This window comes from Neorhizobium sp. T6_25, from assembly GCF_002968555.1.
Taxonomy (GTDB): Bacteria; Pseudomonadota; Alphaproteobacteria; order Rhizobiales; family Rhizobiaceae; genus Neorhizobium.
The window spans coordinates 16,008-40,594 of the sequence record NZ_PVBL01000002.1; the positions used below are offsets into that span (position 1 = coordinate 16,008).

Annotated in this window: 19 protein-coding genes; 8 read left to right on the top strand and 11 right to left on the bottom strand. The window is 62.5% G+C overall.

What is annotated here, in order from left to right:
- Positions 1-5: 5 nt before the first annotated feature.
- The gene (locus C5L10_RS02290) at positions 6-974 is read right to left on the bottom strand and encodes a glycosyltransferase family 2 protein (RefSeq protein WP_105403099.1); all 969 of its coding nucleotides are present in this window, start codon (positions 972-974) and stop codon (positions 6-8) included.
- Positions 975-1,813: 839 nt separating this feature from the next.
- Between C5L10_RS02290 and C5L10_RS02295 the strand changes: the two genes are divergently transcribed.
- From C5L10_RS02295 to C5L10_RS02325, 8 genes are all read left to right on the top strand, one after another.
- Positions 1,814-2,962 carry an acyltransferase gene (locus tag C5L10_RS02295; RefSeq protein ID WP_371411908.1) on the top strand — a complete coding sequence of 383 codons (1,149 nt, stop codon included), beginning with the start codon at positions 1,814-1,816 and terminating at the stop codon, positions 2,960-2,962.
- Positions 2,963-2,965: 3 nt separating this feature from the next.
- Positions 2,966-3,763 carry a glycoside hydrolase family 16 protein gene (locus C5L10_RS02300; RefSeq protein ID WP_105419971.1) on the top strand — a complete coding sequence of 266 codons (798 nt, stop codon included), beginning with the start codon at positions 2,966-2,968 and terminating at the stop codon, positions 3,761-3,763.
- Between the two features lie 20 nt (positions 3,764-3,783).
- A complete protein-coding gene (locus C5L10_RS33490) occupies positions 3,784-4,992 on the top strand; it encodes a glycosyltransferase family 4 protein (protein ID WP_172716887.1) in 1,209 nt (402 codons plus the stop codon).
- 38 nt (positions 4,993-5,030) lie between these two features.
- Complete coding sequence (locus C5L10_RS33495) at positions 5,031-6,011, top strand: glycosyltransferase family 2 protein (RefSeq protein WP_245447915.1); 981 nt, start codon at positions 5,031-5,033, stop codon at positions 6,009-6,011.
- Positions 6,011-6,940, top strand: a complete 930-nt coding sequence (locus C5L10_RS02310) for a glycosyltransferase family 2 protein (RefSeq protein WP_105428380.1) — start codon at positions 6,011-6,013, stop codon at positions 6,938-6,940. The genes C5L10_RS33495 and C5L10_RS02310 overlap by 1 nt, the downstream gene beginning before the upstream one ends.
- Positions 6,937-7,962: a glycosyltransferase family 2 protein gene (locus C5L10_RS02315; RefSeq protein WP_105428381.1), complete on the top strand. Its 1,026-nt coding sequence runs from the start codon at positions 6,937-6,939 to the stop codon at positions 7,960-7,962. Before C5L10_RS02310 ends, C5L10_RS02315 begins: the two co-directional genes overlap by 4 nt.
- On the top strand, positions 7,953-8,858 hold the full coding sequence (locus tag C5L10_RS02320; RefSeq protein WP_105428382.1) for a UTP--glucose-1-phosphate uridylyltransferase: 906 nt from the start codon (positions 7,953-7,955) through the stop codon (positions 8,856-8,858). Before C5L10_RS02315 ends, C5L10_RS02320 begins: the two co-directional genes overlap by 10 nt.
- A gap of 73 nt (positions 8,859-8,931) precedes the next feature.
- A complete protein-coding gene (locus tag C5L10_RS02325) occupies positions 8,932-11,268 on the top strand; it encodes a polysaccharide biosynthesis tyrosine autokinase (protein ID WP_105428383.1) in 2,337 nt (778 codons plus the stop codon).
- A 55-nt stretch (positions 11,269-11,323) separates the two neighbouring features.
- On the opposite strand, the gene cysG is transcribed toward C5L10_RS02325, so the two are convergent.
- The 10 genes from cysG to C5L10_RS02375 form a co-directional block, all read right to left on the bottom strand.
- Positions 11,324-12,805 carry a siroheme synthase CysG gene (gene cysG, locus C5L10_RS02330; protein ID WP_105428384.1) on the bottom strand — a complete coding sequence of 494 codons (1,482 nt, stop codon included), beginning with the start codon at positions 12,803-12,805 and terminating at the stop codon, positions 11,324-11,326.
- Positions 12,777-15,449, bottom strand: coding sequence for a nitrate reductase (locus tag C5L10_RS02335; RefSeq protein WP_105428672.1), 2,673 nt, complete (start codon positions 15,447-15,449; stop codon positions 12,777-12,779). Before C5L10_RS02335 ends, cysG begins: the two co-directional genes overlap by 29 nt.
- 31 nt (positions 15,450-15,480) lie before the next feature.
- Entirely contained in the window at positions 15,481-16,332 is an 852-nt protein-coding gene (locus C5L10_RS02340) for a formate/nitrite transporter family protein (RefSeq protein WP_105428385.1), read from the bottom strand.
- A 46-nt stretch (positions 16,333-16,378) separates the two neighbouring features.
- The gene (gene nirD, locus C5L10_RS02345; protein ID WP_105403091.1) at positions 16,379-16,714 is read right to left on the bottom strand and encodes a nitrite reductase small subunit NirD; all 336 of its coding nucleotides are present in this window, start codon (positions 16,712-16,714) and stop codon (positions 16,379-16,381) included.
- Positions 16,715-16,718: 4 nt separating this feature from the next.
- On the bottom strand, positions 16,719-19,169 hold the full coding sequence (gene nirB, locus C5L10_RS02350; RefSeq protein ID WP_105428386.1) for a nitrite reductase large subunit NirB: 2,451 nt from the start codon (positions 19,167-19,169) through the stop codon (positions 16,719-16,721).
- Positions 19,170-19,174: 5 nt separating this feature from the next.
- Positions 19,175-19,972, bottom strand: a complete 798-nt coding sequence (locus tag C5L10_RS02355; RefSeq protein ID WP_105403090.1) for an ABC transporter ATP-binding protein — start codon at positions 19,970-19,972, stop codon at positions 19,175-19,177.
- Between the two features lie 10 nt (positions 19,973-19,982).
- Entirely contained in the window at positions 19,983-20,876 is an 894-nt protein-coding gene (gene ntrB, locus C5L10_RS02360; protein ID WP_105419959.1) for a nitrate ABC transporter permease, read from the bottom strand.
- A 62-nt stretch (positions 20,877-20,938) separates the two neighbouring features.
- Entirely contained in the window at positions 20,939-22,237 is a 1,299-nt protein-coding gene (locus tag C5L10_RS02365) for a CmpA/NrtA family ABC transporter substrate-binding protein (protein ID WP_105428387.1), read from the bottom strand.
- A gap of 346 nt (positions 22,238-22,583) precedes the next feature.
- Positions 22,584-23,861, bottom strand: coding sequence for a CmpA/NrtA family ABC transporter substrate-binding protein (locus tag C5L10_RS02370; RefSeq protein WP_205837011.1), 1,278 nt, complete (start codon positions 23,859-23,861; stop codon positions 22,584-22,586).
- 37 nt (positions 23,862-23,898) lie between these two features.
- Positions 23,899-24,486 (bottom strand): ANTAR domain-containing response regulator, encoded by a 588-nt coding sequence (locus C5L10_RS02375; protein ID WP_038590280.1) that lies wholly within the window; start codon positions 24,484-24,486, stop codon positions 23,899-23,901.
- Between the last annotated feature and the right edge of the window lie 101 nt (positions 24,487-24,587).

Consider the following 24,587-nt stretch of genomic DNA (forward strand, 5'->3'; position numbering starts at 1 on the left):
GGCATTTAGCGTGCGTTGCGGCCAAGTTTCCCGGCCCCGAGTTCGAATGCCGCCCGGATCAGCGCGGGATCGCGCATCACCCAGCGGGCGAGCAGGCCGAGGTCCGGCGCCTGGCGGCGTTTCACCCGTCCGGCCTGGCTCCAGAGGGCCTGCCGCCGGGCCGTGTTCTTATAGGATGCGATCGAGGCGACGTCGCTGGGGCGCGAGCGGAAACGCTCCTCCAGCGTATCGAGCGCCACCCAGGTGTTGAACTGCTGTCGTAGGAACTGCGGCGAGCGATTGTCGATGCTGTGGAAGATGTTGAGACCCATGCCACGGACCGCACCCTCTTCGTCGCAGAGCAGGGTTCGCTTCGATTTCAGGATGCAGTCGACGAAGAACAGCACGTCTTCGGCCGCCAGCCGCAGCGAGGGCTCGAAACGGACCGTCTCGAAGACCGGCCGGGCGATGACCATGCAGGAGAGATGCAGGAAGCTCCAGTTCTTCAGCATGACGCTCGCGAGATCCGGCATTTCGATCAGGAGCGGGCTTTCAGAAAGCCGCGTACCGCCTTCCGTCTGTTCGAGTTCGGCCATGCCGAAGTGGTAGTAGAACTCGTCGCTCGCCTGCATCGAGGCCCAGTAGCACTCGGCATCGAAGCGGGTCATGCTCTCGAAGGCATTCTTCAGATGATCCGGCAGCCAGACGTCATCCGAATCGAGAAGTGCCGCGTAACGGGTGGCAGCGGGTATGTTGTCGAGGCCGGTATTGCGTGCCGCACCCGGCCCGCCGTTCTGCTGGCGGATTACGCGGATGCGGGATCTCCAAGCATCTTCAATGCCTTGAAGCTCCATATCTGCGGAAAGGGGCGACTCGTCGTCGACAATGACGATATCGAAGTCCTGATAGCTCTGATCGAAAATCGATTTCAGTGCGCGGCGGAGAATGCCGGCTTCCTTTTGGAAAAATGGGATAACAACCGTGAACGTCGCCATGTTTTTGCCCCTGCCTCTTCAAAGAATTACAAGCCTCTGACGTTTGTCGGGCTCCGGGTTGACGGCAGTGCGCTGCCGTATCGAATGACCTCCCGTAACAGGATTTGACCATATGGCTCCCGCCAAGACGATCACACTGGCCTCGGCCGAGCGCGCTATCTAAGACCGTTACATTCGGGCTGAAATTTGTCACGGGCTTCAATCTGGCAAGACCGCGGGCCTTAGAAGATCTCGGATCGGTCCCCCGAGGCACCACCCGGTGCTGTTTTCGGCGATGATCTGTCGGTGGTCCTGCGCATCCTTCCAGCGCAGTTAACGAAGTCTTATCTGGAAGCGGCAAGCGGCGGTGCAGCCGGGGGAGAACCCATCAATTGGCGCCTCTTTGCTAACTGAGGGCACGGTTTTGCAGAAAATTTAGGACGTCGTCCGCCGCCGCGGATCCCGGCGACGCAGCCGGGGGCGGCTTTGCCCGATTGTGTCCCATATTTGCCCAGGTTCTGCCACATTCAATGCCCGCTTCAGGGCGAGGAGGTACATGGATACGAAAGGGCTAGCCGTTTCGGCCTATTGCAAAAAGATTTTTTTCTGCTGTTGCGGTGCAGCATTCCGAGCCCCGAAGTAGGCCCTGAACCCTTGAAAATCATAAGCCCCCGAAGCCGTATCGGATGCCGGGACGGGAGCCTCTTCGAGCCTCAGTATTTCCGCGCGGGTTGCTTTTTTGCTGCGCCGCCACATTTTGCGCCAAACTCGGCCCGATCCTTTTTGCGTGACTGCGGGCTCAAGTCTGCTCTGATTGAAACGGTGGTGACGGGAGGCACTGCCCAAAAAGGGTGACTCGTTTGACTGTCGATCCAAACATATCCTCCCGTATCAATCTGATGCGTATCCTGCTGATCTCCGGCATACTCTTCGTCCACGTGCCGCACGATCCCGCGACCAGCCCCTTCCTGGGGCTGAATGGTTTATTCGATTGGCTCAGGGTTTTCCTCGGGGATAGCCTGTTCCGTATCGGCGTGCCGTGCCTCAGCGCGATTTCCGGCTACCTGTTGTTCCAGCGTGGCTGGGAGACGTTCGACTATGCCAAGACGCTTCGCTCCAAGGCGAGGACTGTCCTGGTGCCTTTCCTATTGTGGAACCTCGGTCTGCTTGGGGCCGTTCTCGTCGTCCAGCCCATGGACATCGGTGTTGGGTATTTCCCTGATCTCTGGAACCTCTCGACGCGGGAATTCCTGAGCAACGCATTGGCCACGGAAGGGCTGCCGATCAATGTTCCTCTCTACTTTCTGCGCGACCTGATCGTGTGCATCATCCTGTCGCCGATCCTTGCCATGTCGGTGCGGCGTTTTCCGGCAGCGACGCTTGGCGTGCTGTTCCTGCTGGCGATCACTCCCGCGTTGATGCTCGGCATCGTCCTGAAGAAGTCGATCCTGTTCAGTTTCACCCTCGGTATCTTCCTGGCGCTCCACCGGGTGGATCTCAAGGTTGCGGACCGGTATGCGGGGTTAGGTACGGTAGCGATGCTCGCCGCCGCAGTGCTGCTGTCCATCGGCCTCTACTGGACCGGCCCGGATTTCCCCTGGCCTCTCGACATGGCGCGCAGTGCGCTTTCGATCGTCGGCGCCGGCGGGTTCTGGCTGATGTCGGCGATCGTCATCCGTTCCTGGGCCGGCCAGCGGCTTGCCGCCACCGGAAGCCTGAGCTTCTGGATGTTCTGCGCCCATTATCCGCTGCTCGTTCTGATGTGGATGGTGTGGAACCGGGTGGCAGGCGATGCCCTTTATCCCGCCTTCTACGCGGCCGCTGCCGGCGGAAGCTTCCTCATTCTTTTTGTCAGCAACCATCTCTTCTCGCGCAGATTGCGCGGTCTGTACGAGGTGCTTACGGGCAGCCGCGGCCGCAAGGCCAAGCTTTCGGCCGCCGCCAGCTCCCACTCACCCGCCGGGGCCAACCATCCCGGCGAACCCGTAATGACGCAACAGCATAGGTGAAACATGACGGCCAAGGCCAGACAGATTCAACTCACCTGCCAGGTTATCATCGCTGCCGCGGTGTCTGGACTTCTCTCCCCCGCAGCACACGCCCAACAGGGTGCTGCGGGTCAGTCCTTCGTGGAGAACTTCGACAGCCTCGATCGTTCCGTCTGGTACGTCTCGGACGGCTGGAACAACGGCAAGCACCAGAACTGCACCTGGTCGAAGAAGCAGGTGAAGGTCGAAGGCGGCGCCCTGCAGCTCGGCTTCACCGGAGACAAGACCGGCGACCGCGACTTCGCCTGCGGCGAGATCCAGACCAAGGCGCGCTTCGGCTACGGCACCTACGAGGTGCGCATGAAATCCGCGACGGGCTCGGGGCTCAATTCGGCGTTCTTCACTTATATCGGCCCGACCGACAAGAAGCCGCATGACGAGATCGATTTCGAAGTGCTCGGCAAGAATACGGGCCAGGTCCAGCTCAATCAGTATGTTTCCGCCAAGGGCAACAACGAGAAGCTCGTGCCGGTGGCCGGCGGCGCGGACAAGGGTTTCAACGACTATGCCTTTATCTGGGAGGAGAACCGCCTCCGTTACTTCGTGAACGGCAAGCTCGTCCACGAAGTGACGGACAAGACGAAGATCCCGCAAAACCCCCAGAAGATTTTTGTCAGCCTCTGGGGAACCGACACGCTGAAGCAGTGGATGGGCGCATTCTCCTACACCCAGCCGACCTCGATGACCGTCGACCGGATCTCCTTTACCGCGATCGGCGAGAAATGCCGCTTTCCTGAATCCGTGCTCTGCACGCTCGGCTGAGCCGCCTTGGCGGCTCGACAATGGAGTTGGACGATTTGACTTTGAACGTTCTCTATCTCGCGCATGACATGGCCGACGCGGCCATCCGGCGGCGTGTGCTGACCTTGATGGCCGGCGGTGCGACCGTCACCGTCGCGGGCTTCGAGCGCGGCTCGAACGTGCTTGCCGACGAGGGGGATGTGACAACCGTTTCACTCGGGCAGACGGCAGACGGGCGTTTTGCGCAGCGCATCGGAGCGGTTCTTGCCGCTCGCATGAGGCTGAAGCGGATGCTGGCTGATATCGCCGTGCCCGGCATCATCATCGCCCGCAATCTGGAGACGCTGGCGCTTGCTGGACGTGCCGCGTCCATGTTCAGCCGCCGAGTTCCTGTCGTCTACGAATGCCTCGATATTCACCGCCTGCTTCTCGACGAGGGAATGAAGGGCCGTCTGATGCGCCAGGCGCAGCTGTTTTTCGGCCGCCGCGCCAGCCTGCTGATCACCAGTTCCCCGGCTTTCGTGGAAAATTTCTTCAAGCCGCTTTCCGGCCTCGACCTGCCGGTTCTGCTTCTGGAAAACAAGGTGCTTGCCCTCGAGCCTGAACCGGTTTCCGGGCCGCTCCAGCCCCGCCCACCGGAACCGGGCAAGCCCTGGCGGATCGGCTGGTTCGGGGCGATCCGCTGCCGCAAGTCGCTCGATATGCTGATCGACTTCGCGGCCCGCATGGACGGGAAGGTCGAGATCGTGTTGCGCGGCCGCCCGGCTTACAGCGAGTTCGACGATTTCGATGCGAAGGTTGCTGCCGCCCCGCATGTCGAATTCCACGGCGCCTACCGCAATCCCGAGGACCTTTCCGCGATTTATGGCGACGTGCAGTTCACCTGGGCGATCGATTTCTTCGAGGAAGGGCTGAACTCCAGCTGGCTGCTGCCGAACCGGCTCTATGAAGGCGGGCTGTACGGCGCGGTTCCGATCGCGCTCGCAGGCACCGAGACCGGCCGCTTCATCGGCAAGCGAGGTATCGGCCTGGTGCGCAATCAGGTGACGGCAGAGACCCTCGAAGCACTGTTCAACGAGATGACGGAAGCGCGCTACGTTGACCTTTTCTCCCGGCTTGCCGCCGTCGAGCGCAGCCAGTGGGTGACCGGGCCGGCGGATTGTCGCGCGCTTGTTTCCCGGCTCGCCGCCCTACATCCCAACGTCCCGTCGCCGGCCGAAATGCCGGCTGTTTCAACCCTGCAATCGTGAGGTGGAGTATGGTTTTGCGTTCTCACTCCAATGCCCAGATGTCCGAGATCCGGACGCTTCTGGTGATTCCGTGCCTCAACGAAGCGGCGACCATCGCGCCGCTGTTGCACAAGCTGAATGGCCAGCGCGGCGACATGGACATGCTGATCGTCGTCGCCGACGGCGGCAGCCAGGACGGCACGACGGACATCGTCCAGGGACTTATCCCAGAAATCCGCGACCTGGTACTGATCGGCAACCGCAAGCGCATCCAGAGCGCTGCCATCAATCTCGCCGTCGACCGTTTCGGCGAGGGTCGCGACTTTCTCATCCGCATTGACGCGCATGGGGATTATCCGGACGATTATTGCCGGACCCTGCTGCAGGAGGCAGTCGAGATGGATGCCGATTCTGTCGTGGTCGGCATGGAGACGATCGGTTTCGGGACTTTCCAGAAGGCGACCGCGGTGGCGCAGAATTCCAAGCTCGGAAATGGTGGTTCGAAACATCGCGCCGGCGGCGGCGGCGAGTGGGTGGATCACGGCCACCACGCGCTGATGCGGATTTCGGCGTTCCGGGCCGTCGGCGGCTATGACGAGAGTTTCAGCCACAATGAGGATGCCGAACTGGACTTCCGGCTGCGCGCAAACGCTTTCCGGATCTGGATGACCGGCAAGACCTACATGACCTATTATCCGCGCTCGACCGCCTCGGCGCTGTTCCGGCAATATCTGGCCTACGGCCGGGGCCGGGCGAAAAACCTCGTCAAGCATCGGTCCATTCCGAAGCTCCGGCAGGCCATCCCGCTGGCAGTCGCGCCGGTCGTCCTCGGCGCGGTGCTTGCGCTTCTTTATTGGTGGGCGGCCGTGCCGGTGGTCATCTGGGCCGCGGCCTGCATCGGCTACGGCTTCTGGCTCGCCGTCGGGCAGAAGAACCCTTACGGGCCGCTCGCCTCGCTCTCCGCGATGATCATGCATTTCGCCTGGTCGGCCGGCTTCTGGCTGGAACTGATCGGCATCCGCCCACGGAGGATCGCTTGATGGCGGCAGAGGAAAGGCCGTTCCGCATCGATATCGGTATCTGCACCTACCGGCGTCCCGAACTTGCCGAAACGCTGATCTCGCTCTTCGAGATTGCCGTGCCGGCGGGCGCGGAACTGCGCCTGATCGTTGCCGACAACGATGCAGGCCCGAGCGCAAGCGGGCTGGTGGATGGTTTGCGGGAGCGTTCGCCGTTCCCGATCCGTTATGTGCATTGCCCGAAGTCGAATATCTCGATCGCCCGCAATGCCTGCCTCGCCGAAAGCGATGCGGACTACCTTGCCTTCATCGACGACGACGAGACGGCGGAGCCGGAATGGCTGGCCGGACTGATGGCGATGGCGAGGAGCACGGGTGCGGATGCCGTTCTCGGGCCGGTCCGGGCCGTCTACGGAGCGCAAAGCGCCGACTGGATGCGCAAGGGCGACTTCCACTCGACGATGCCGGTCTGGGTCGATGGACAGATCAGGACCGGTTATACTTCAAATGTTCTTCTCCATATGCGCTCGCCGGTCGTCGCGGGCCGCAGGTTCGCGCTTTCACTCGGCCAGAGCGGCGGCGAGGATACGCATTTCTTCACCGCTTTGACCGATGCCGGCGGCCATATCGCCTTTGCGCCGGATGCGGTGGTCGAGGAACTGGTGCCCGAAAAGCGGGCGAGCTTCTCCTGGCTCGCCAAGCGCAGGTTCCGTTCCGGGCAGACGCATGGGCGCATCCTTGCGACAAAGAACTCCGGCCTCGGCCGGATCAAGCAGACCGCGCTTGCTGCGCTGAAACTCGGTTATTGCCTGGCGGTGACCGCGGCAACCATTGCCTCGCCGGTCACCCGTACTCGCTATGCTCTTCGTGCGGCACTCCATGCCGGCGCGGTCACGGGCACGCTCGGCATCCGCGAGATTCGCCAATACGGAGCCGCCGAAGCCACATGACGATGCATGATATGCAGGCCCCGGATTTTCAGCCCGACGTGAGCTTTGTGATTGCGGCTTACAATGCCGAGGAGACGCTCGCGCGCGCGATCGACAGTGCGCTCGCCCAGATCGGCGTGACGCTCGAAGTGATCGTCGTCGACGATTGCTCTACGGACGGGACGCGGGCAATCGCGGAAGGCTATTCCGATCAGCGGGTCAGGCTGATCGCCCAAGCGGTGAACGGCGGGCCGGCTGCGGCTCGAAATGCCGGACTTGCCGCGGCCAGGGGCCGTTGGGTCGCCGTTCTCGATTCCGACGATACGGTCTATCCCGTCAGGCTTTTGACCATGCTGGAGCGGGCCGAGGAGGCGCGGGCGCAGATCGTCGTCGACAATCTTGACGTCATCCCGTTCGACCATGGAGAGCCCCATGCGATGTTCTCCAAGGAGGAGCTCAGGCAGCGGTCGATGCTGACGCTTGCCGATTTTATCGGCTCGAACGTAATTTTCCAGTCGACCTTCAACTTCGGCTACATGAAGCCGATCTTCGAACGCGCATTTCTCCTCGAGCACGGGCTGCGCTTCGACGAGGCGCTGCGGATCGGCGAGGACTACCTGCTGCTTGCTTCCGCCCTGGCGAGCGGTGCGCGATGCGCGATCGAGCCGGAGATCGGATATGTCTATCACCTGCGCCAGGACTCGATCTCGCGCGTCCTGGAGCAGAGCCACCTGGATGCAATGCTGGCCTCCGATCGCGCTTTTCTCGCCCGCTACAAGCTGGATGCGAAAGCCGCGGCTGCCCAGCGCAGGCGCACCCGCAGCATCCTCGAAGCGGGTTCATTTCTCACGCTCGTCGACGAAATCAAGAAGGGTTCCGTCGGCGGCTTCCTGAAAACGGCAATCGAAAACCCACGTGCGCTCCGACTTCTGCGCATGCCGATTGCCGTTCGCATGCGTCGGCTGGTGAAACGGCCGACGTCAACTGAAAATCCGATCATTAGGGCGGGGGCGCCCTCAGAAAGGACGAAGGAATGGACATGAAAAGACCAGTTCGAAAGGCGGTGATACCCGTCGCAGGCAACGGCACTCGGTTCCTGCCGGCCACCAAGGCCATGCCGAAGGAAATGTTGACGATCGTCGATCGGCCCGTCGTTCAATATGCGGTCGACGAAGCCATGCAGGCGGGAATCGAGCACATCATTTTCGTGACCAGCCGCAACAAAACCGCGATCGAGGACTATTTCGACAGCGCACCAGAGCTCGTCGCGACGCTGACCCGCTCGGGCAAGACGGTCCAGGTTACCCAGCTCGAAAAGATGCTGCCGGTCGCCGGCACCGTCAGCTATACGCGCCAGCAGGTGCCGCTCGGGCTTGGCCATGCGGTCTGGTGCGCCCGCGAACTGGTAGGCAACGAACCGTTTGCGCTGCTTCTGCCCGACATGGTCTCCTACGGTCCGCAGGGCTGCATGGCCGGGCTGATGGATCTCTATGAAGAAGTCGGCGGCAATGTCTTTGCGGTCGAGGAATGTGCACCGGAAGAGACGTCGAGCTATGGTATCGTGGGTGTCGGCCACAGCGTATCGCATGGTTTCGAGGTGACGGAGATGGTCGAAAAACCAATGCCTGCCGAAGCACCGTCCAATTATTACCTGAATGGGCGTTATATCCTGCAGCCGGAAATCTTCGAATTGCTTGCCCGGCAGGAACGTGGCGCCGGCAACGAAATTCAGCTGACGGACAGCATGCACAAGCTCGCGCAGGTCCAGCCGTTCCATGCGCATCCCTATAAGGGACGCACATTCGACTGCGGCAGCAAGCGCGGATTTATCGAGGCAAATGTCGCCTTCGCCATGCTTCGTCAGGATATGGGGGCCGAGATTTACGCCTCCATCAAGGAACTGATGATGTCGCACGAAATGCGGGTCAAAGCCGCCTGACGCGCATTCAAATCATACGAGACGGATGGCGGCAACCCGCCATCCGTCCCCAAAGCTCCAGAAAGCGGGCCCTATGGATCAGGTAAACTTCCGACCGAGAACGATATTCCCGAGCGAAACGCGGGATAACGATACGTTCATCGATCTCGATAAGCTCTGGGCGGCTGCGATCCGCCGTTCGGGCATCGTCGTCGTCTGCCTCATCGCCACCGTTGCCCTTGCCGGGCTCTACCTGGTGATGGCGCAGCCGATCTACACAGCCCTGACGCAGATCCTCATCGACGAGAACCTTTCCCGTTATGCTGACGACGCGCAGGACAGCCAGTCGGCCCAACAGATCGACAACCGCATGTCGAGCGCAGTCGAGATACTCAAATCCAAGGCGCTGGCGGTCAGGGTGGTAGACAAGGCCAAGCTCGATCAGAACGAGACGGTGGTCAATCCGCCGCAGTCGCCGGTCGATCTTGCCAAGGGCGCCATCCGCAGCGTCGTCGCGCTTCTGACACCCGGCAGTCCGCCGGCTTCCGAGGAGGATATCCGGATGGGCCGGCGCGAAAAGGCGGCCGCCATCCTGCAGCAATCGCTGACCGTGGAGCGTGTCGGCCGCAGCTCGGTGATCGCACTGTCCGTTCGTTCGCCGGATCCGCAGCTTGCCGCGATGATTACGCGGACCTATGCCGAATCCTATCTCACCGAACAACTCAACGCCAATTTCGATGCGACCGAGCGGGCTTCGCTCTGGCTGCAGGAGCGCCTGAACGATCTCAACAGCCGTTCGCAGCAGGCCTCGCTGGCCGTAGAGCAATTCAAGACCCAGCACGGCCTGGTTTCGCCGCGCGGCGAGCTGCTGTCAACGCAGCAGCTTTCGGATCTCAACAGCCAGCTGATCGTTGCCCAAGCCGATGCAGCCACCGCTTCGGCACGCTATAATCAATATCAGGCGATCATCGACAAGGGGCCTGATGCAGCCGTTCAGAATGCCGTCATTTCGGCTCGCGATACGGACAACACGGTCATTCAGGACCTCCGGAAGCGTTACATCAACATTTCCGACCGCGAGCAGGGCATCGTCCAGCAGTTCGGCGCCAACCATCCGCAGGCGGTCGCGCTCAAGTCGGAAAAGAGCGAACTCGCGCAGCAGATCTACCGCGAGCTGCAGCAATTGACCGGCAGCTTCCGCAACGTATTCGAAGTGGCGAGTTCGCGCGAAAAATCGCTGCGTGAGAGTATCGACCGGGTCGCGGGCCGCAATTCGGAAGCGAATGTCTCGATGGTCCAGCTGCGTGAACTGGAGCAGAGGGCGGCGGCGCTGAAGACGCTCTATGAATCCTATCTCGGACGCTTCGAAGAAGCGACGCAACGGCAGTCCTTCCCGATCGCCAAGGCCCGCGTGATCTCCGATGCCGGTCTGCCGACGGCCCCGTCCAGCCCGCGCAAGACGCTGACCATGGCGCTCTCCATCGTGCTCGGCCTGCTGATCGGCGGAGCCGCGGCAACGCTCCTGGAATTCCGCGAGCGGTTCTTCCGGACCGGTGACGACGTGCAGGAGAAACTGGGTCTTCGCTTCCTCGGCTACCTGCCGAAAGTGAGCGGCGCCAGTGCGGAGGAAACGCCGCCGCCGGCACCGACCGACGCCGAAGCGGCGGGAGCACCTCCCGGCAACCCGATCTCGTTCCGTCGATTGATGCGGGTCGCGGTCGAGGCGCCGCGGTCTCAGTTTGCCGAGACGCTGCGCAATGCCAAGCTCGCCTGCGATATCATGCTGCAGGAGCGGAAGTGCCGGGTGATCGGCGTGGTCTCCTGCCTGCCGGGCGAAGGGAAATCCATGGTCGCCGCCAATTTCGCAGGGCTGATCGCCTCGACGGGCGTTCGCACGCTGGTGATCGACGCCGACCTGCGCAATCCGGGTCTCAGCCGCATGCTGGCCTCGGAGCCGGAAGTCGGACTGGTCGAAGTGGTGCTCCAGCAGACGCCATGGACCAATGCCGCACGTGTCGACCGCCGGTCGCGCCTGACGATCCTGCCGATGACGACGCGCAGCAAGCAGCTCGCCCATACGAGCGAACTCCTCGCTTCTTCCGGCATGAGCCATTTCCTGGAAAGCATCAAGGATACGTTCGACGTCATCGTCGTCGATCTGGCGCCGCTCCTGCCGGTGATCGATGCAAAGGCCTTCGAGCCCTATGTCGACGGTTTCGTCTTCGTCACCGAATGGGGCGTCACCCCTGCGAAGGCGGTGCAGTCCATCATCCGGTCCGAACCGCAGATCGCCTCGAAAACGGTGGGCGTGATCCTCAACAAGACGGAGATGTCGGAATTGCACCGCTATGCCGATCCGGGATCGCCGGAGCGGCTGCACAGCAGCTACGTCTCATATTACAAGGAAGGCTCGGCCTCGGCGCCTCGCTGACCTGTGATTCAGCTGACCTGTGATCCAAGGGGCGGTTTTTACCGCCCCTTTTTCGTCAGGCGCTTGCCGCGACCTGGTCGTTCCACTGCGTGCAGTCGGCGAAATCGACCTTGCGAAATACGTGGCCGACGCCGATCAGCACGGGTTCGTCGATACCGATTTCTGCCATGGCCGCAGCCATGTCGCTCAGCCGTCCGGCCCAGCGCCGCTCGTTCGGCCGCGTCACCGCGCTGACGATCACCACCGGCATGTCCTGCGTCATGCCGGCGTCCGTCAGCTTGCTGACGATCTCGCCCGCGGTGCGTCCCGCCATGTAATAGATGGTCGTGGTTCGCGGGTCGGCGAGGCTTTTCCAGTCCAGATTGTCCGGCAGCACGCCCTTGCGCGAATGGCCGGTGACGAAACGGACGCCCTGCGCATGGTCGCGATGGGTCAGCGACACGCCGAGCCGCGAGGCCATGGCGCTCGCCGATGTGATGCCCGGCACGACGTCGACGGGGATGCCTTCTCGTTCAAGGCAGGCGATCTCTTCGCCGGCACGGCCAAAGACCATCGGATCGCCGGATTTCAGGCGGACGACACGTTTGCCCGCCTTGGCGAACTTCACCAGCATATCGTTGATGTCTTCCTGGCGGCAGCTTACCCGGCCACCGCGTTTTCCCACCAGCATGCGTTTCGCCTCGCGGCGCGCGAGTTCCAGCACCTCGTCGGAGACGAGATCGTCGAACAGGATGACGTCGGCCGCCTGCAGGGCACGCACCGCCTTCAGTGTCAGAAGTTCGGCATCGCCGGGGCCGGCGCCGACAAGGGTGACACGGCCCTTCTGGGCCGAGGATGCGACGCGGCCGGCATCGGCGAGGATTGCGGCTTCGCTGCCCGAGCCCGGTTCGCTGCCGAAGGCGCGGTCCACGAAACGTTCCCAGAAGGCTCTTCGCTGCGGGCCGGGCGCCAGGCGGTCGTTGATCTTTTCCCTGAGCGACTGGGCGAGCTCCGCCCAAGTTTTCAACGAGGCCGGCAGGAGGGTTTCGATACGACGGCGGATCGCCTGCGCGAGAATCGGCGCCGCGCCATCAGTTGAAATGGATACCACGACCGGCGAGCGGTTGACGATCGAACCGAACTGGAACTGGCAGAAGGCGGGTTTGTCGATGACATTGACCGGCACGCCGGCCGCGCGGGCAGCGTCGAAAAACGCCTGAGCCTCGTCCTCGTCGTCGCAATCCGCAATCGCGATCGCTGCGGCCTCGAAAATCGAAGCGTCCCATACGTTTAGATGATGAATAAAGCGGCCCTGCGGATGTTCCGCCCCGCGTTCGATCAGCTTTTCGAATGTCTCGGAAAGCGTCTCCGCATAGACATGCACATTGGCGCCGCAGGCGGCAAGCAGCTCGGCTTTCCAGGCGGCCGCATCCGACCCGCCGGCAACGATGACCGGCCTGCCTTCGAGCGCCCAGAAGACCGGGAGCTTCGCAAGCGGCGCCATGCGGGCGCCACGATCAGGAGATGCTTCATTCCGCAGCTGCTGCAAGACATCCATCGATGATCCCCCTGATTTCAGCGCGGCAGGAGCCGCAATTGGTGCCGGCATTGGTTTCCTTGCCGACGGCCTCAACGCTGTGGCAGCCGGTCCGGACCGCGCCGATGATCCGGTTGACGCCGATCGAAAAGCAGGAGCAGACGGTGGCGCCGGGATCCGGCTGGTCGGCTCCGGGTCGTCCGGCAACGATCGCAAAGCGCTTGCGCAGGTCGGTATGTTCGGCGGCAAGTTGGCCGATTGCCCAGTTGCGCGCGACGGCGACCGGCTCGTTCGCGAGAAAAAGTGCGGCGAGCAGCTTTCCGCCGTCGAAAAAGGCGAGGCGCAGATCGCCGGATTGATGGTCGGCATAACCGAGCGGCTCGATCTCGGCCGGGATGCCGAATGCTCCCCGGCACCACGCCACCCAGTCTTCGACCGGGTCCGCGAACGCGAGTTCGATCCGCCAGCCGCCATCGGCCTTGGCGAGCGCCCAGTAGTCCGCCTGTGGGTTCAGGGGTTTCAAGGCGGAAACGGCAAAGCCGTAGAAGCAAGCGGCGAACGGCCGAGCGGCGATCCCTATGTTCTTCGACGCGGGTTGACCGGAAAACGGATCGGTGGCGGGGGCGACCAGTGCATCGATGCGCGCCTTTGCGGCGAACTGGTCGTTCCAGTGCATCGGCACGAAGACGTTTCCACGGGCCTGGCGTTCGGTGACCAGCGCCCGGACGATTGCCTTGCCGTGCGGGCTTTCGAGTTCGACCAGGCCGGCGCCGCGAATGCCGAGTTCCATCGCATCGCGCGGATGGAGCTCCGCAAAGGGCTCTGCGATATGGCCGGAAAGCCTCGCACTTTTCGCCGTCCGCGTCATCGTGTGCCAATGGTCGCGGATGCGGCCGGTATTCAGCGTCAGCGGGTATTCTTCGTTCGTGCGGTCGGTGGCCGGTGCCTGGACGGCGACGAAACGTGCCTTGCGATCGGGGTGGTAGAAGCCGCCATCGGCGAAAAAGCGCTTGTCGCTATCCCCGAGGGCAGGATTTTCCTGCGGAGCGGGCCACTGAAAGGGCGCGAGTGCATCGTATCCCTCTTTGCCGATTTCGACACACGCTCCGATATCGAAATCCCGGCTGCCCTCGTTCTCGAAGGCCGAAAGTGCGGCATGTTCGGCGAAGATCTCAGCCGCAGATCGATAATCGAAGCCGTCAAAGCCCATGCGCCGGCCGACCTCCGCCATCTGCCACCAATCGGCTTTGGCTTCGCCGGGTGCGGACAGAAACCAGCGCTGGCGGGAGATGCGGCGTTCCGAATTGGTGACGGTGCCGTCCTTTTCGCCCCAGCCGACCGAGGGCAGCAGGACATGTGCGTGGCGGGCCGTATCGGTGTCCCGGAGAATGTCGGAGACCACCACGAAAGGACAGGCCTTGATGGCAGCCTCGACCGCATCGGCATCCGGCATCGAAACGACGGGATTGGTGGCCATGATCCACAGCGCCTTGATCCGTCCGTCGGCGACGGCGCGGAACATGTCGACGGCCTTCAGGCCCGGCTTTTCGGCGATCCTCGGCGAGGCCCAGAAACGCTGCACGCGGTCGCGATCGTCCGTGCTCTCGATCGCCATATGGGCGGCGAGCATGTTGGCGAGACCGCCGACTTCGCGGCCACCCATGGCATTCGGCTGGCCGGTCAGCGAAAAGGGACCGGTGCCGGGCCGGCCGATGCGGCCGGTCGCCAGATGGCAGTTGATGATGGCGTTGACCTTGTCCGTACCCGACGCCGATTGGTTGACGCCCTGGCTGTAGCAGGTGACGACCTTCTCCGTCGTCTCGAACAGGTGAAAGAACTCGCGAAGCTGCACGGCGGCCAAGCCCGTTCGCTCCATCAGTTCGGTGAAGGAAAGGGCGGAAGCGGCGGCAAAGGCTTCGCCAAATCCTTGAGTGTGCGCGGCGATATAGTTCTGGTCGATCGCCGGGCTTTGCGCGAGGTGGGTGAGCAGGCCCATGAACAGCGCCACGTCGCCATCCGGCCGGATGCCCAGATGCAGATCGGCGATATCGCAGGTCATCGTCCGGCGCGGATCGATGACGACGATCTTCATGCCCGGCCGAGCGGTCTTGGCCGCGGCGAGCCGCTGATAGATCACCGGGTGACACCAGGCGAGGTTGGAGCCGGTGAGGACAACCAGATCGGCGAGTTCGATATCCTCGTAGGTGCCGGGAACAGTATCGGATCCGAAAGCGCGGCGGTGGCCGGCGACGGACGAAGACATGCAAAGCCTGGAATTGGTGTCGATATTTGCCGAGCCGATAAAGCCCTTCATCAGCTTGTTGGCGACATAATAGTCTTCGGTCAGCAACTGGCCGGAAACGTAGAAGGCAACGGAATCCGGTCCGTGTTCGGCGATGGCTTTCGAGAATTTTTCGGCGACGAGATCGAGCGCCTCGTTCCAGTCCGTCTGCCGGCCGAGGATCTCGGGGAAGAGGACACGCCCGTCGAGATCGATGGTTTCCGCCAGTGCCGATCCCTTGGAACAGAGCCGGCCGAAATTGGCCGGGTGTTCCGGATCGCCTTTGACCGTTACGGCGCCGTCACCCGCCACTGTGGCGATGACGCCGCAGCCGACGCCGCAATAGGGGCAGGTCGTCCTGGTGGTGTTTCCACCCGCCTGCATTTCCGTTTCCAGAAGACCCGCCCCCATCGGTTCACTCCGCCGGAACGCCAGCGGGATTGCTGATATGGCTGGCCTGAACGCCCTGTTTGCTCTTCTTGCGACCATGGGTCGAATAGAGGGTGAGGCCGACGAAGGTGAGGCCGCCGACAAGATTGCCGATGACGGTCGGGATTTCGTTCCAGATCAGGTAATCCATGATCGAGAACTTGCCGCCCAGCAACAGGCCGGAGGGGAACAGGAACATGTTCACGATGGAATGTTCGAAGCCCATGTAGAAGAACAGCATGATCGGCATCCACATGCCGATGACCTTGCCGGACACCGAGGTCGACATCATCGCGGCAACGACGCCGGTCGAAACCATCCAGTTGCAGAGAACGCCGCGGATGAAGAGCGTCAGCATGCCCGCCGCGCCGTGCGCCGCGTAGCCGAGCGTGCGGCCTTCGCCGATATGGCCGATCCTCTGGCCGACGTCGTTTGGTGCCTCGCTGAAGCCGAAGGTGAAGATGATCGCCATCATCACCGCGACAAGGAAGGCGCCGGCGAAATTGCCGACGAAGACGAGCGTCCAGTTACGCATCACGCCGCCGGCGGTCACGCCCGGCCGCCTGTCGATCAGGGCGAGAGGAGCGAGCGTGAAGACGCCGGTCAGGAGGTCGAAGCCCATGAGGTAGAGAAGGCAGAAGCCGACCGGGAAGAGGATGGCACCGGCCAGCGCGTTGCCGGTCTGCACCGTGATGGTGACGGCAAAGGCGGCGGACAGCGCAAGGATTGCGCCCGCCATGAAAGCCCGGATCAGAGTGTCGCGCGTTGACATGAAGACCTTTGCCTCGCCGGCATCGATCATCTTCGTCACGAATTCAGTGGGATGCACATAGGACATTTTTTCTTGTCTCCCTAGGGTAGATCGTCGGTAGGGGCCGCGCCGATTATTCGGCTGCGGCCAACTGTTCTTCGAGTGCCATGAAGATGTCTTCGCCGCGCAGTTCGAGCCGGATGGTCCGGACCGAGCCTTCGTCGGCGCCGAGCGCCTTGCCGGTTTCGAGCGAGATCACCCAGTTGTGCAGCGGACACGTCACCGAAGTGCCGTGCACGATGCCCTGGCTGAGCGGTCCACCCTTGTGAGGGCAGTGATCCTCGATGGCGAAGACCTGGTTTTCGGCGGTGCGGAACACGCCGATCTTGCCTTGGGGCGTCTTCACGCAACGCGCGCCGCGGAGCGGAATGTCGGTCAGCTTGCCGATCGCGATCCAGTTCATGCTCATCTCCTCACTCGGCTGCATGCGGGTAGCCGACCGTCGCCATCGGCCGGAACTCGTGTTTGTCCTTGCCGGAGACACGCTCCGACCACGGGTCGACCTGGGCGAACTTCTGGGAGAAGACGAAGCGCTCATAATAGGCCTCGCGCTTCTCCGTATCGGTCATGATCTGCCGGCGGATTTCGTCGAGGCCGATGCGCTTTGCCCATTTGTAGATGCGCTCGAGATAGCGGCCCTGTTCGCGGTACATCTGCGTGAGCGCGACGATGTATTCGAGCGCCTCGTCCTCGGTCTTCACCAAGCCGAGCACTTCGGTGCCCTTGATGTCGAGGCCCGCGGCGCCGGCGAAATGGATCTCGAAGCCCGAGTCCACGCAGATGACGCCGATGTCCTTGCAGGTCGCTTCCGCACAGTTACGCGGACACCCCGAGACGGCCAGCTTCAGCTTGGCCGGCGTCCAGGAGCCCCACATGAATTTCTCGATGCGGATGCCGAGGCCAGTCGAATCCTGCGTGCCGAAGCGGCACCAATCGGAGCCGACGCAGGTCTTTACCGTGCGCAGGCCCTTGGCATAGGCCTGGCCGGAGATGAAGCCGGCCTTGCCGAGATCGGCCCAGACGGCGGGCAGGTCTTCCTTCTCGATGCCGAGAAGGTCGATGCGCTGGCCGCCGGTGACTTTCACCATCGGGATCTCGAACTTGTCGACGACGTCGGCGATCGCCCTCAATTCCTGCGAATTGGTGACGCCGCCCCACATCCGCGGCACGACGGAATAGGTGCCGTCCTTCTGGATGTTGGCGTGGACGCGTTCGTTGATGTAGCGCGACTGGTAGTCGTCGGCATATTCATCCGGCCAGTCGCAGACGAGATAGTAGTTGAGTGCCGGGCGGCATTTGGCGCAGCCGCAGGAGGTCTTCCATTCCAGTTCCTGCATGACCGCAGGGATGGTCTTCAGGCCCTTCGCTTTGATCAGGCGGCGGACGTCGTCATGGCCGAGTTCGGTGCAGGTGCACATCGGCTGCACGGCCTTCGGATTGTAGGCATCGCCAAGCGTGATCGCCATCAGCTGTTCTACGAGGCCGGTGCAGGTGCCGCAGGAGGCGGAGGCCTTGGTGTGGGCACGCACGTCGTCGAGCGATGTCAGGCCCTTGGCGGTGATCGTCGAAGTGATCTTGCCCTTGCAGACGCCGTTGCAGCCGCAGATTTCCGCATCATCCGGCAAGGCTGCAACGGCCGCCATAGGGTCCAGCGGGGACCCTCCCTGGTAGGCCTGGCCGAAGATCAGCGTGTCGCGCATCTCCGAGATATCGGTCGCCTTCTTCTTCAGGTCGTTGAACCAGGCGCCATCGGAGGTCTCGCCGTAGAGGACCGTGCCGATGATGCGGTTGTCCTTCAGAACGAGGCGCTTGTAGATGCCGGCGGTGGCATCGCGCAGCACGATTTCCTGCCGGTCGTCGCAATCGGCGAAGTCGCCGAGCGAATAGAGGTCGATGCCGGTGACCTTGAGCTTTGTCGGCGTGTCGGAATGCACGAAGGCCGGCTTTGTGTCGCCCGCCAGATGGGACGCGGCGATGCGGGCCATCTCGTAGAGCGGTGCGACGAGGCCGTAGACCATGCCGCCCACTTCGGCACATTCGCCGATGGAATAGATGTCGCCGTCAGACGTCTGCATTCCCGCATCGACGACGATGCCGCGATTGACGGCGAGGCCCGCTTCCTTGGCGAGGCCGGCGCTCGGGCGGATGCCGACGGCCATGACCACCAGCGTCGCCGGAATGATCGTACCGTTATCGAGTTCGACGCCCTCGACCTTGCCATTGCCGATGATCTGTTTGGTATTGGCCTTGCAGATCACCTTGATACCGCGCTCTTCGACGGCCTTCTGCAGCAGGTAACCGGCGGCCGGATCGAGCTGGCGCTCCATCAGCGTCGGCATCACGTGCAGCACAGTCACGTCCATCCCACGCTGGGCGAGGCCGGCGGCTGCTTCGAGGCCGAGCAGGCCACCGCCGATGACGATCGCCTTTTCGCGCGACTGGGCGGCGAGAAGCATGGCCTGGACGTCGTCGAGGTCGCGATAGGTGATGACGCCCGGCAGGTCCTTGCCCGGTACGGGGATGATGAACGGCACCGAGCCGGTGGCGATCACCAGTTTGTCGTAGCTTTCGGTGACGCCGTGATCGGAGGTGACGGTCTTCGCCGCCCGGTCGATGGCGACGATCTTGTGGCCCTTGTAGAGCGTGATGCCGTGGTCGATGTACCAGCCGTCGCCATGGATGACGATCTGCTCGAAGCTCTTTTCGCCGGAAAGCACCGGCGAAAGCATGATGCGGTCGTAGTTGACGCGCGGCTCGGCGTTGAAGATCGTGACTTCGTAGCGGCCGGGCGCCTGTTCGAAGAGATGCTCCAGCATGCGTCCCGGCGCCATGCCATTGCCGATGATGATGAGTTTTTCTGTCATGGTTTTTACTCCGCGGCTTCGACGAAGCGGTGGCGTTCGTAGAGGAATTTCAGGACTGCCTCGCGGCACTTCAGATACGTGCGGTCGGAAGCAAGCTCGATGCGGTTGCGCGGGCGTGCGATCGGCACGTCGAGCACTTCGCCGATATGGGCGGCGGGGCCGTTGGTCATCATCACGATGCGGTGGGACAGCAGTACCGCTTCGTCGACATCGTGGGTGATCATCACCATGGTGTTGCCGAGACGGCTGTGGATCTCCATGACCGCGTCCTGCAGATGGGCGCGCGTCAGGGCGTCGAGGGCGCCGAAGGGCTCGTCGAGCAGCAGGATCTTCGGTTCCATGGACAGAGCCCGGGCAATGCCGACGCGCTGCTTCATGCCGCCGGATATTTCCGCCGGGCGCTTGTCCTTGGCATGGGCCATCTGCACGAGGTCCAGGTTTTCCATAACCCAGTCATGCCGCTGCGCCTTGGTCTTGGTGCGGCCGAAGACTTTCGAGACGGCGAGGTTGACGTTTTCGTAGACCGTCAGCCAGGGCAGCAGCGAATGGTTCTGGAAAACCACGGCGCGTTCCGGACCCGGTGCGTTGACCTCACGGTTTTCGAGCAGCACGGCGCCCGCCGAGACGGGTGTCAGCCCGGCAATGAGGTTGAGCAGCGTAGACTTGCCGCAGCCGGAATGGCCGATGATCGAGACGAACTCCCCCTTGGAGATCGTCAGGTTGATGTCCTTCAGAACCTCGGCGCGATTGCCGCCGCGGTCGAAATGCTTGTCGATATGATCGAGCTTCAGGTAGGCGTTCATGGTCCGCTCCTCAGTTTGCCGAAGCGCCGCGGGTGATGATCTTGCCGAGCGCGGAAACCAGCTTGTCGAGGGCGAAGCCGACAATGCCGATATAAGCGAGCGCGACGATGATGTCGGGCAGGCGCGACGAATTCCACGCATCCCAGATGAAGAAGCCGATGCCGACGCCGCCGGTCAGCATCTCGGCTGCGACGATGGCGAGCCAGGAGAGGCCGACGCCGATCCTGAGACCCGTGAAGATGTAGGGGGCGGCCGACGGCAGCATGATCTTGAAGAAGAATTCGATCTGGTTCAGCCGCAGCACCTGCGCGACGTTGCGATAGTCCTGCGGGATGTTGCGCACCCCGACGGCGGTGTTGATGATGACAGGCCAGATCGAGGTGATGAAGATCACGAAGATCGCAGAGGGGCTCGAATCCTGGAAGGCTGCGAGCGACAGCGGCAGCCAGGCGAGCGGCGGCACGGTGCGCAGCACCTGGAAGATCGGGTCGAGACCGCGCATCGCCCAGATCGATTGTCCGATGATCGCACCGACGATGACGCCGGTCACGGCGGCGAGGCCGAACCCGTAGGCGACGCGCTGCAGCGAGACCAGTACCCGCCAGCCGAGCCCGATATCCTGCGAACCGTAGACGAAGAACGGATAGGCGATCAGGTCATAGGCTTCCGTCCAGACCACATGCGGCGAGGGGAGCGAAGCATTCGGCGCCGAACAGAGGACCTGCCAGACGAGCAGGATCAGCGCCAGCACGATAACCGGCGGCACTACGTTGCGCAGCGTCGTCATGCCGATCTGCTTGAAATCGATCCTCGATACGGGCTTGCCGGAAAAGGGGACGATCGTTGCTGCCGGCTTTGCGGTAGCGACTGCGGAAACATTTTCTTTTTTTGCCAGGGCGGACATCTGCGCGCTCCTTAGAAAGGGAAAAGGCCGGCGCGTGCGTCCACGCGCCGGAGGTGGGGAAATCAGGACGCCGCCTTGATCGAAAGGCTGTCGAGATAGGCCGAGGGGTTTTCCGGATCGAAGACCTTGCCGTCGAAGAAGGTCTCCTTGCCGCGTGAAGAGGAGGCCGGGATGTCGGCTGCCGCGACCCCGAGATCCTTGGCAGCGGCGCGCCAGATGTCCTCGCGGTTCACCTGGTTGACCAGCGCCTTGATGTCGGTGTTGGCGGGAAGGTTACCCCAGCGGATGTTCTCGGCCATGAACCAGCTGTCATGGCTCTTGAACGGGTAGGACGCGCCGTCCTTCCAGAACTTCATGTAGAGGTCGGTGCCATTGGCGACACGGCCGTTGCCGTAGTTGATGTCGCCCTTCAGGCGGCCGAGGACGTCCTTCGGCGGCACGTTGAACCACTGACGGCGCCCGAGGATTTCGGCCATCTCCGCCTTGTTGTCCATGCTTTCGCACCATTGCTGGGCTTCCATGACAGCCATCAGCAGGGCCTTGGCGGCGTTCGGGTTCTTCTCGATCCAGTCGGCACGCACGCCGAGCGCCTTTTCCGGATGGCCCTTCCAGAGTTCGCTGGTGGTGGCCGCCGTGAAGCCGATGCCCTGGTTGACGAGCTGCTCGTTCCAGGGCTCGCCGACACAGAAGACGTCCATGTTGCCGACCTTCATGTTCGCCACCATCTGCGGCGGCGGTACGACGATGGTCGAGACGTCCTTGTTGGGGTCGATGCCGCCGGCGGCGAGCCAGTAGCGGATCCAGAGATCATGAGTGCCGCCCGGGAAGGTCATGGCGGCCTTGATCTCCTTGCCTTCGGCCTTCTTCTTGTCGAACGCCGCCTTCAGCTTGGAGGCGTCGAGCTGCACGCCGGTCTCGGCATATTCCTTGGCGACCGAAATGCCCTGGCTGTCGAGGTTGAGGCGGGCGAGGATCGCCATCGGCACCGGCTTGTTGTTCTGGGTCACCTTGCCGGTATGCATCAGGTAGGGAAGCGGCGAGAGGATATGGGCGCCGTCGATGCCGTTGGCAGCTCCGCCAAGCACGAGGTTGTCGCGGGTCGCACCCCAGGACGCCTGCTTGGCGACATCGACTTCGGGAAGGCCGTGCTTGTCGAAGAAACCCTTCTCCTTGGCGATGACCAGCGGGGCGGCGTCGGTGAGCGCGATATAGCCGAGCTTGATGCCCTTCACCTCCGGGCCGGCCCCGGCTGCGAAGGCGCCGGACGGGAATGCGGTCTTGACCGCGCCGACGAGGGCGGCAGTAGCTGTCGTCTTGATCAGGCTGCGACGGGTGATGCCGCTCATCAAAATCTTGGTCATGCGCAGGTTCCCTCTGCTGGTTCTTAGGAATAGGCACAAAAAAACGCCGCTCGGAGATCGCGCGCCTGGGAACTGGGAGGAGTTCCGGGCAGCAAAAACCTTGCGACGTCGATGTCTTTGGAAGCGCTTATCACGCGCCTATCTGCTCCAGTCGCCATTGACCGGAGCAATTTCTAATAAGCAAAGGTCGTGCCAGTTTTCGAGCGGCCTGCTAGGTCGCTGAAAAACAACAAAATTTCGGTTGTGAAAGTTTTGGCTTAAATTGTCGGCAGCTTATCGCGCTGCAATATTTTTGTGCGATTGCCAAACTGAGGGCGCCAAATGCTGTGCAGCGCTTGCCGGAATTTCAGACGTCCTGACGGTCCGAATGGGCAGGAAGAGAGCTTCGGACGGCGAAATCCCGGACGTAATCCATCATGTTCGAGGGGTCGAACACATGGCCGTCCATGAAGCGGTCACCGCTTCGGTCTCCTTCGATGCCGACGTCCGGTTCAGTCGGGCCGATGCCAAGGGCTGTCCGGTAGAGATCGGGGCGATAGGCGGCCGCCGCGGCCCGCAGGCCTTGTTCGCTGAATTCGATCTGACCCCAGCGGATCATCTGGCTGTAGAGCCACAGTGCATGGCTCGGCCGCGGATAGTTGGCAAATCCGCGGTGGAAGGTGAAATAGTCGGCGATGACGCGGCGGTTGCCCTTGGCATCCAGGTTGAACGCACCCGAGAGCACGTGGCGGATGATATCGACCGGCGCGGCGATGAAACGGGGGGCCGCAAGCACTTCGGCGAGCGCGTCGTGGTTTTCGGCCTTGTCGCACCAGCGGGCCGCGGCATCGAGCGCGACAATGAGACGGGAGACGGTTTCGGGATGGCTTTCGGCCCATTCCGGCCGCATGGCGATCACTTTTTCCGGTGCCGAGGGCCAGATGTCCTGCTTGGCGGCGACAATCCGGCCGACGCCGCGTTCGGACGCGACCATGTTCCAGGGCGCGCCGACACAGAAGCCGTCGATGGCGCCGGCCGCCAGCGCATCGGAGGTCATCGGCGGGGGCACGACGACGAGTTTCACATCCCTGTCCGGGTCTATTCCGCCGGCGGCAAGCCAGTAGCGGAATTCGTAATTATGGGAGGAGAAGGGATAGGTCACGCCGAACATCGGCAGTGCTTCGCCGCGTTCCCTCATCGCTTCGAGCACGCTGGCGAGCGCCTTCGCGTTCTCCAGCGCGCCTGCGGTTTCCGATATCCCGCCGACCTCGCGCATGCGCTCGAAAAGCCGCGTCGAAAGCGTGATCGCATTGCCGCCGCGGCCGAGCGAAAACGGCGTGATGGTGGGCGAGGGGTTGGAGCCGAGCCCCAGCATGGAGGCGACCGGCATCGGCGACAGCATGTGGGCGATGTCGAACTGACGGAAGGCGAGGCGGTCGCGGACATTGGCCCAGGACACGTCCTTGACGAGATCGAGGGTCAGCCCCTCTTTGGCGGCAAAGCCGAATTCGGCGGCGGCGATCAGCACGGAAGCGTCGACCAGCGGGATGAACCCGGCGCGCAGGACCTTCGGCCCCTCGCCGTTCGAACGGCTAGGCGCGGAGAGGTTGCTTCCGGATCGGTCGGTATTCATCATCATGTTCACTCCGGCTTTCTCCCGGACATTTCGGTGCTCGGAACCATCACATCAACAGGCCCGCTGCCGTGACCACGCTTTGAGCGATGTCCGACATCTTCTTCTTTTCGTTCATTGCCGTCTGGCGCAGCAGCGCAAACGCGTCTTCTTCCGAGAGGCCGCGCATCTTCATCAGAATGCCCTTGGCCCGCTCGATCACCTTGCGCTCCTCGAGCGCCGATTTCGCCTCGGCGAGTTCCCGCTGGAGCCGGCTGAAGGCGTTGAAGCGGCTGACCGCCATGTCGAGGATCGCCTTGACGCGCTCCTTCTTCAGCCCGTCGACCACATAGGCGGAGACGCCCGCATCCATCGCCGCTTCGATCAGGGCCGTATCGGAACGGTCGACGAACATGGCGATCGGCCGGCTGACGGTGCGGGTCAGCTGGAACAGATGCTCCATCATGTCGCGGTTGGGGTTCTCGATATCGATGACGATAACGTCCGGCTTCAACGTCTCGATGATTCGCGCGACGCCCTGGACCTCGTGGATGACCGTGACTTTGCTATGCCCAGCCTCCCGCAGCCCTTCCTCGATGATGGAAGCGCGGATGGCATTTTCATCGATAACCAGAATGGTGAGATCGGGTGCCGGCATTCTTATACTGATGACGCAGTGCAACAATCTTGGCAAGGGTTACCGGCACTCCGACCGATTTCATGACATCATTCGCCGCTTGGAAAGGACCAGTTAACCTT